This is a genomic window from Pseudomonas sp. GM84, assembly GCF_000282535.1.
Lineage (GTDB): Bacteria > Pseudomonadota > Gammaproteobacteria > Pseudomonadales > Pseudomonadaceae > Aquipseudomonas.
Genome location: NZ_AKJC01000261.1, coordinates 1 through 8,448 on the forward strand (window position 1 = coordinate 1; position 8,448 = coordinate 8,448).

Annotated in this window: 5 protein-coding genes; 3 read left to right on the top strand and 2 right to left on the bottom strand. The window is 64.2% G+C overall.

What is annotated here, in order from left to right; all coding sequences use genetic code 11:
- On the bottom strand, positions 1-2,044 hold a 2,044-nt coding region (locus tag PMI38_RS20275), incomplete at its 3' end, for a retention module-containing protein (protein ID WP_008097949.1).
- Positions 2,045-2,510: 466 nt separating this feature from the next.
- Between PMI38_RS20275 and PMI38_RS20280 the strand changes: the two genes are divergently transcribed.
- From PMI38_RS20280 to PMI38_RS20290, 3 genes are all read left to right on the top strand, one after another.
- On the top strand, positions 2,511-3,884 hold the full coding sequence (locus PMI38_RS20280; protein ID WP_008097951.1) for a TolC family outer membrane protein: 1,374 nt from the start codon (positions 2,511-2,513) through the stop codon (positions 3,882-3,884).
- Positions 3,885-3,938: 54 nt separating this feature from the next.
- Positions 3,939-6,074 carry a type I secretion system permease/ATPase gene (locus PMI38_RS20285; RefSeq protein WP_085988536.1) on the top strand — a complete coding sequence of 712 codons (2,136 nt, stop codon included), beginning with the start codon at positions 3,939-3,941 and terminating at the stop codon, positions 6,072-6,074.
- 213 nt (positions 6,075-6,287) lie between these two features.
- A complete protein-coding gene (locus PMI38_RS20290) occupies positions 6,288-7,643 on the top strand; it encodes an HlyD family type I secretion periplasmic adaptor subunit (RefSeq protein ID WP_008097955.1) in 1,356 nt (451 codons plus the stop codon).
- Between the two features lie 127 nt (positions 7,644-7,770).
- Here PMI38_RS20290 and PMI38_RS20295 read toward each other — a convergent pair whose 3' ends face one another.
- Positions 7,771-8,370 (bottom strand): tRNA-uridine aminocarboxypropyltransferase, encoded by a 600-nt coding sequence (locus tag PMI38_RS20295; RefSeq protein WP_008097957.1) that lies wholly within the window; start codon positions 8,368-8,370, stop codon positions 7,771-7,773.
- Between the last annotated feature and the right edge of the window lie 78 nt (positions 8,371-8,448).

The window sequence follows — 8,448 nt, forward strand, 5'->3', positions numbered from 1 at the left end:
CATACTGGCCGTTGACCTGCAGGTTCAACTGACCGATGGCCGAGGTCGAGGTGTCATTGCCGGCACGCACCCCGACCACATACTGGCCGTCGCTGCGGGTGTCGGCACCGACCACGTCGTTGTACATCACGTTGCCGCGTACCACATCGCCCTTGGCCACGCTGACGTAATCATCATGGGCCTGCGGCAGGTCGTCGACAATGGTCACCTGCACGCTGCCAGTCGCCTGGCTGCCGTCGATATCCTGGGCGATCACCTGGAACTGCTCGGTGATGCCGTTGCTGCCCTCGCCGACGGGGTGCTGTTCGTTGTCCAGCAGGGTGTAGCTGTAGCTCACCACGCCGGTGCTGGGGTCGTAGCCGGTAATCGTCAGGGTGTTGCCTTCAGGGGTGACGATCGATTGCGGGAAGCCCACCGCCACGCCACCGCTGACCACACTGATGCCACCCACGCTCAGGCTCTGCAGGCCGTCTGGCGCAGTGACCTTGAACGTGCCTTGCTGGGTCAGGGCGCTGGCATCGGGTGCACTGCCGTCGTGCAGGTTCTTCTCGTAGACGGTCAGGCGGCCACCTTGGGCGTCCAGACCGTCGATTTGCACCCCGTCGTCGAGGTTGCGGATGTTCAGGGTCAGGGTCGCGCTGCTGGTGTCGCCGTCGGCATCCTTGATGGTGTAGGTGAAGGTTTCCACCCCATGGCCGCCGCCGCCCAGGTGCTTGAAGCCCGGGTCGCTGGTGTTCAGGGTATAGGTGTAGGAACCGTCCGCGGCCAGCACCAGCGTACCGTAGGTGCCGGTGTAGGTGCCGGCTATCACCGGGCCTCCCGGTACCCGGTCGGCACCCTGGATGTCATTGCCCAGCACATTACCGGTCAACTCGGTGTGCTGCTCGCTGGCGTTGACCGGGTTGCTGTCATCCACGGCCCTGGGCACGTCGTCGCGAATGCTGATTTGCAGCGTGCCTTGGGCCACATCGCCGTCGCTGTCGCTGACCAACACCGGCAGGTATTCGTTCAGCGAATTGGTCCCGGCGCCATCGGCATGCTGCTCGGCACCGGTCAGGGTGTAGCTGTAGGTCACCACGCCGGTCGCCGGGTCGAAGCCCGTGATGACCAGGGTATTGCCAAGGCCCGTGGTGATCGACTGGCCAACACCGGTGACTACACCGCCCGTCACCACGTTGATGCCACCCACGCTGAGGTTGAACACACCGTCCGGCGCCAGCACGGTGAAGCTGCCGTGCTGGGTCAGGGCAGCCGGGTTGCTCGCCGAACCCAGGGGCAGGTTGGCCTCGTTCAGCTCCGAGCCACCTGGGGTGAGCTGCAACTCAACCGGGTGGTCTGGGTCGACAGGTGTCACCGGAGGATTGGGGTCCACGGGTGGATTGGGATCGATAGGGGGATTGGGGTCTACCGGCGGATTGGGATCGCCAGGCGGATTGGGCTGGCCAGGCGGCAAGCCGCCGTCGGGCCCGGTGCCCTCCCCGTTGCCATCGCCGCCATTGTCGATACCTGGGCCTGGCAGGTTGCTGCCCTGGTCGTTTCGCAGGTCACCGACATAGCGATTGGCAAGCTCCGGGATGCCATTGAAGCCCGCCGTCGGGAAGCCCACCACCGGATCGACATGGGCCCCCACTTCACTCAGCATCACGAAACTGTGCCCGCCTCCCAGTGCACCCGGAGCGCCGGTACCACTGGGCCCGGCAGCAGTCGCTTCACCCGCTTCGCTGGGGTCGGCACCCGCGGCAATCGCCTGCTGGATGCGTTCCACATCACTCAGTTGCGCCTGGCTTGGCGGTCCGTCCTGGGCCTGTGCAGGGGTGGCCTGGCTGGCCAGCAGGTCCGGGGTCATCTGCAGGCTGCTGTCACGCCCCAGCGTCAATTCGGCGCCGCTCTGCAAGTGCACCGCCACCGCGCCTGCGGCACCGGTCTGCAACTGCTCGCCCGCGAACAGGCGATCGCCTTCGATCAAGGGACGGCGGCTACCGTCGCTGCCAATGGCAAAAACCTCACCAATCACCTTGCTGACCACACCGACCAACTTCGCCATGACACACGCCTCCCCTAACCGACTGGCTTGTTCAGCCAATGAAATCGCGGGTGGGGCGGCAGCGCCTGGAGTTGCGACTGTCTCAACGGTGAGAATCGTTCTCTCAAGCTACTACTTTGGCGATAGGACTAATGTAATTTGGCCATCAAAACCTGCCAAATTTTTGTCGCCAAATTCCGCTTTCACCACTTCATCCCGCGTCCTTAGCCGTAAAAAATCTGGAACTCTCTCGGAAGCTTGAAAACCGCGTCTTCCAGCGGCTTCCAAATTTACTTGAATGAAACAATGTCTTGGTTTCGATAGACCGCATAAGTTTTTTTTCGCATATGTCTTATGAAGAAATCTTCTTAGCTCGCGCGTTAAATGTTCTTAGCTCTGTTGTTACAAACATGAAACGGTTTGAACAATAAATATCGTCATTTTTTTGGCGAATGCAGGAACTTTTGAGATCAGGGAGAAGTACCCCATGCGCGTATTCAACCCCATCACCAGCGCAGTGCTGTTGGCCATGGCGTGCGCCAACGTTCAGGCGATGTCACTCAACGAAGCCGTCCAGAACGCTGTGGACCATCACCCGGAAATCAGCGCCAGCCGTAACAACCGGCTGTCGGCCGACGAAGATGTGAAATTTGCGCGTGGCGGGTACTACCCAACGGTCGACCTGGTTGCCGGCTACGGCCGCCAGCGCTCGGACAACATCAACACCCGCCGCCTGAACCCCGACGGCACCACCGACCACAACAAGGAAACCCTCAACTACACCCAGTCGGAGCTGCGCCTGCGGCAGATGCTGTTCGACGGGTTCAACACCCCCAATGAAGTCGGCCGCACCGAAGCCGTGGTCAATTCGCGCGCCTACTACACCCAGGCCACCGCCGAAACCGTAGCCCTGCGCGCCATCGAGGTGTACCTCGAAGTGCTCAAGCGCCGCGAACTGGTGACCCTGGCCAAGAACAACCTGCAAGCCCACCTGCGGGTCAACGACCAGATCGGCCTGCGCAGCGAGCGGGGGGTCGGCAGCACCGCCGACCTCGACCAGTCCCGTGCCCGTCGCGCGCTGGCCGAAAACAACCTGGATACCGCCGAAGTCGACCTGGCCGACGCCGAAGCCAACTTCTACAGCGTCGTCGGGCGCATGCCCGACGAGCTGGATACCCCGGTCACCATCAAGGGCGAAGTGCCTACCGGCCTCGACCTGGCGCGCCAGGGCATGCTGGAAAACAACCCATACCTGAAATCGGCCCAGGCCGACGTCAACGCCGCCGAGCAGCAGTACGAAGTGGCCAAGTCGCCCTTCTACCCGCGTCTGGATGCGGTGCTGGCCACGGGCGCCAACAACAACATCGGCGGCGAGAAAGGCCACAGCAACAACGATTGGCAAGCCGGTGTCGAACTCAGTTACAACCTGTTCCGCGGTGGCAGCGACAAGGCCCGCCTGCAATCCGACGCGCACAAGATCAACCAGGCCATGGACATCCGCAACAACGCCCTGCGCGAGCTGACCGAAAACCTCAGCCTGGCCTGGAACGCCATGAACAACGCGCGCAAGCAGACCCCGACCGCCCGCGAATACGCCGAAACCACCCAACGTGTGCGTGCGGCCTACCAGGACCAGTTCGGCCTCGGCCAGCGAACCCTGCTCGACTTGCTCGACAGCGAAAACGAGCTGTACAACGCCAACCGCCGCTACACCGAAGTGCGTTACACCGAGGAGTATTCGATGTACCGGGTGCTGGCGACCATGGGTGAGCTGCTGAGCAAACAACGCATCTCGCTGCCACCGGAAGCCATCGCCCAGAGTGAAGTACGCAACCAGGCGAAGCTGCCCGACATGCGCTAAACGCCAGGCGTCACACCCCATCCACCGAGGCGGGAGTAGTTCATCGTGACCAGTATGCAAAGCGCGCAGCCGCGCCCCGATGTCGATGACCCGCTGCTCGATGGCTTGCTGATCCTGTGCCGCCTGCATGGCTGCCCGGCCAGCCGCACCAGCCTCAGCAGCGGGCTGCCCTTGGCCCAGCAGCGCCTGAGCGCAGACCTGCTGCCCAGGGCGGCGGCCCGTGCCGGCTTGCAAGGGCGCGTGCTGGCGCGTGAACTGGAAGCCATCTCCGCGCTCAACCTGCCCGTGCTACTGCTGCTCAACAATGGCCGCAGCGCTGTGCTGCAGCGCTGGGGTGAAGATGGACGGGCGCTGATCCTGCCCTGCGAGGCCGGCGGTGGCGAGCAGTGGATCGAACGTGAGGCGCTGGCCCAGGCCTACACCGGGCACGCCCTGTTCGCACGGCCACGGCATACCCTGGAGAACCTGCGCTCGCCGTTGCTGCCACGGGTCGACGCCTGGTTCCGCGACACCCTGCGCCATTCCCGCTGGCTGTATGGCGATGCCCTGCTGGCCAGCCTGCTGATCAACCTGCTGGGCCTGATGGTGCCGCTGTTCGTCATGCAGACCTACGACCGCGTCGTGCCCAACCAGGCGCTGTCGACCTTGTGGATGCTGGTCGCCGGCCTGTTCATCGGCACCGCTTTCGAGTTGGTGCTGCGCATGGTCCGCGCGAATTTGCTGGACCAGGCCGGCAAGAAGACCGACCTGATCCTCTCCGCCACCCTCTTCGAACGCATCACCGGCATGGCCATGAAGGCCAAGCCCGCCACCATCGGCGGCTTCGCCCAGAGCATTCATGACTTCCAGGGCCTGCGCGAATTCCTTACCGCCGTGACCCTGACCAGCATCATCGACCTGCCTTTCGTAGCCCTCATGCTGCTGGTGATCGGCCTGCTGGGCGGCTGGCTGGTGCTGATCCCGCTGATCGCCTTCCCGCTGGCGGTGGGCTTCGCCCTGCTGATCCAGGCACGCCTGCGCGATACCGTGCAGAAAAGCCTGAGCCTCGGCGCGGTACGCCAGGCGCTGTTGATCGAAACCCTCGGCGGCCTGGAAACCCTCAAGGCCTGCGGCGCCGAGAGCGAGCGCCAGTACCAGTGGGAACACACCAACGGCGCCATCGCCCGGCTCGACGCCCACGCCCGCAACCTGTCGTCGCTGGCCAGCAACGGCACCTTGTTCATCCAGCAGTTCTGCGGCATGGCGACCATCGTCGCCGGGGTGTACAGCATCATCGCCGGCAACCTCAGCGTCGGCGCCCTGGTCGCCAGCTACATGCTCGGCAGCCGCGTGCTGGCACCGCTTGGCCAGATCGCCGGGCTGATCACCCGTTACCAGCAGGCGCAATTGACCATGCGCAGTACCGACGCGCTGATGGCCTTGCCCCAGGAACGCCAGACCGAGCAGCAGGCCCTGGAGCACACCACGCTCAAGGGCGGCCTGGCCCTGAGCCATGTCAGCTTCCGTTACCCGGGGCAGACCAGCCCGGCACTGCAGGACGTGAACCTGACGATCAAACCCGGCGAGCGAATCGGCATCATCGGCCGCAGCGGTTCGGGCAAGAGCACCCTGGGCCGCTTGCTGATGGGTTTCCATCACCCGGACGAAGGCCAGGTCCTGCTGGACAACCTCGACCTGCGCCAACTGGATATCGCCGACCTGCGCAGCCAACTCGGCTACGTTGCCCACGACCTGCCGCTGCTGGCCGGCAGCCTGCGCGACAACCTGACCCTGGGCGCCCGCCACGTCAGCGATGCGCGCATGCTCGAAGTGGCCGAACTGACCGGCGTCAGCGAGCTGGCCCGGCAGCACCCGCACGGCTTCGACCGCCCGGTGGGCGAGCGCGGCCAGCTGCTTTCCGGCGGCCAGCGCCAGGCCGTGCTACTGGCCCGCGCGCTGCTGCTGGAGCCGCCGATCCTGATCCTCGACGAACCCACCAGCCACATGGACAACAGCAGCGAAGAGCAACTGCGCCAACGCCTGTCGACCTGGGTGCCGGGCAAGACCCTGCTGCTGGTCACCCACCGCACCTCGATGCTCAACCTGGTGGATCGGCTGCTGGTGCTGGACAACGGCAAGATCGTCGCCGACGGGCCGAAGGATGCCGTCATCGACGCCTTGCGCAAGGGCCGCATTGGCGCGGCGTTGTAAAACTGATGCAGAAAGACGCCCAGAAACCTCTGTGGGAGCCGGCTTGCCGGCGATGCAGTCACCGCGGTGCATGGCCCCGGCTTCGCCGGTGATCGCCGGCAAGCCGGCTCCCACAGGAATCGCGTCAGTTTTTAGAAATTGAGCAAGACAGTTGCTCCCACAACCGGCCCCGCTGAGTCATTCAGTTATGTGCTGTTCTATGAGAGTTAGGCCATGACCCCAAGCCATAGCGTGCGCAGTTCCCACACAGGCTCCGACAAACGCGCCGAGCGCGACTACATGCCGGAACTGGCCGGCGCCACCCTGCAGGATTCGCCGCGCCTGTCGCGCCTGACGGTATGGCTGGCGGCGGCGCTGCTGCTGGTGGCGCTGGCCTGGGCCAGCCTGGCGGTGCTCGACGAAGTGACCGTTGGCGAAGGCAAGGCGATCCCGTCGAGCAAGGTTCAGGTGGTGCAGAACCTTGAAGGCGGGATCGTGACCGAGATTTTCGTGCGCGAGGGGCAAATGGTCGAAAAAGGCGCCACGCTGTTGCGCCTGGACGACACCCGGTTCAAGTCCAACAAGGGCGAAAGCGAGGCCGATCGTTATGCCTTGACCGCCCAGGTGGAGCGGCTGTCAGCAGAATCCGAAGGCCGCCCCTTCGTGCTCTCCGACGAAGTGCGCGCCAAGGCCCCCCAGGTGGCCGAGGACGAGACCGCCCTGTACGACTCGCGCCAGCGCCGGCTGGCCAGTGAAAAGCAGACCCTCAACGAACAGCTGCGCCAGAAGACCCAGGAACTGGCCGAATTTCGCTCCAAGGTCGATCAATATCGCTCCGCTGTTGGCTTGCTGCAGCAGGAGCTGGACATGTCAGCGCCGCTGGTGAGCAAGGGTGCCGTTTCGCCGGTGGAGATCCTGCGCCTCAAGCAGCGGACGGTCGAAGCCCGCGGTCAGCTCAACGCCACCAGCCTGGCCATCCCCCGCGCCGAGGCGGCGGTGGCGGAGATCCGCAGCAAGATCCAGGAGTCCGACGCGAGCTTCCGCTCGGATGCGGCCAAGGATCTCAACGAGAAGCGCACAGAGCTGTCGAAGATCACCGCCACCAGTATCGCCATCGACGACCGGGTCAACCGCACCACGGTGGTGTCGCCGGTACGCGGTATCGTCAAGTTGCTCAAGGTCAACACCATCGGCGGCGTGGTGCAGCCGGGCAGCGACCTGGTGGAGATCGTGCCGATCGAGGACAACCTGCTGATCGAGGCCAAGGTGCGGCCGCAGGATGTGGCGTTTCTGCACCCGGGGCAGCCGGCGATGGTCAAGTTCAGTGCCTATGACTACACCATCTATGGCGGGTTGAAGGCCAAGCTCGAGTTGATCGGTGCCGACACCGTCACCGATGACAAGGGCAATGCGTTCTACCTGATCCAGGTGCGGACCGACAAGAACCACTTGGGGGGGGATAACAAACCGCTGCTGATCATCCCGGGGATGGTGGCCACGGTGGATATCATCACCGGGCAGAAGAGTGTGCTGGATTACCTGCTCAAGCCGGTGCTGAAGGCGCGTACCGAGGCACTGCGCGAGCGCTGAACGGTCTGTACCGACCTCTTCGCGGGGCAAGCCCGCTCCCACAAGGGGGCGTAGTTCTCAAGAACTGTGGTGAACCTGTGGGAGCGGGCTTGTCCCGCGAAAGGGCCAGAACAGAACGCCCTGGAATTCAACCCTCACCGTGATTGCGCTCGAACATTTCCACCCCCATGGCCCTGATCTGCCCCTCGATCAACGCCTCGAACGGCCGCAGCAAGTCATCGAAACACGCCGGCTGTTCGAGCACATTCAACGCCTGCACCACCGCCTCGATAGTCGACACCGCCCCCGGCTCCGGCGCCTTGCGCAGGCGGTAGCGTGACGGTGCGATCTGCGCCAGCGTGACCTTCGGCAGCGCCTCCAGCAACGGATTCACGTACAACAATTTACGCGCTTTGCGCCAGGTGCCGTCGGGGACGATCAATAGCAATGGCGTGTCGTCCGCTTTGCCATAGGCCGTCAGCACTTGCGCCTGATCGCCCGGAAACAGCAGCACTGGCCGATAACCCGGCGTGGCCAGCAGCTCGCCGAGGTCTTCGAACACTTCGCCGATGCGCAACTCGGCGTTCACCAGGCCAAGTGCGGCCAGGCGGGCGGTATTCAGGGCATGGGCGGTTTCACTGGGGTGCTGCAGCAGGACGACGCGGGTGCGGCTGTCGAGCGAGGGGATCAGTGGGCAGAGGCAGTGGTCGAGTGGGCGCTGGCAGCGCTCGCAGCGGGGTCTTGGCATGGGGTTCTCCGTTGGCGGAGGGATTTTGCCATATGCCGGAATTTTCGGCCCGCTTTGCGGCCCCATCGCCGGCAAGCC

Excerpts from the sequence above, each read along its gene's own strand:
- PMI38_RS20280 (WP_008097951.1), top strand. The coding sequence starts at position 2,511 with ATGCGCGTATTCAACCCCATCACCAGCGCAGTGCTGTTGGCCATGGCG.
- PMI38_RS20285 (WP_085988536.1), top strand. The coding sequence starts at position 3,939 with ATGCAAAGCGCGCAGCCGCGCCCCGATGTCGATGACCCGCTGCTCGAT.
- PMI38_RS20290 (WP_008097955.1), top strand. The coding sequence starts at position 6,288 with ATGACCCCAAGCCATAGCGTGCGCAGTTCCCACACAGGCTCCGACAAA.
- PMI38_RS20295 (WP_008097957.1), bottom strand. The coding sequence starts at position 8,370 with ATGCCAAGACCCCGCTGCGAGCGCTGCCAGCGCCCACTCGACCACTGC.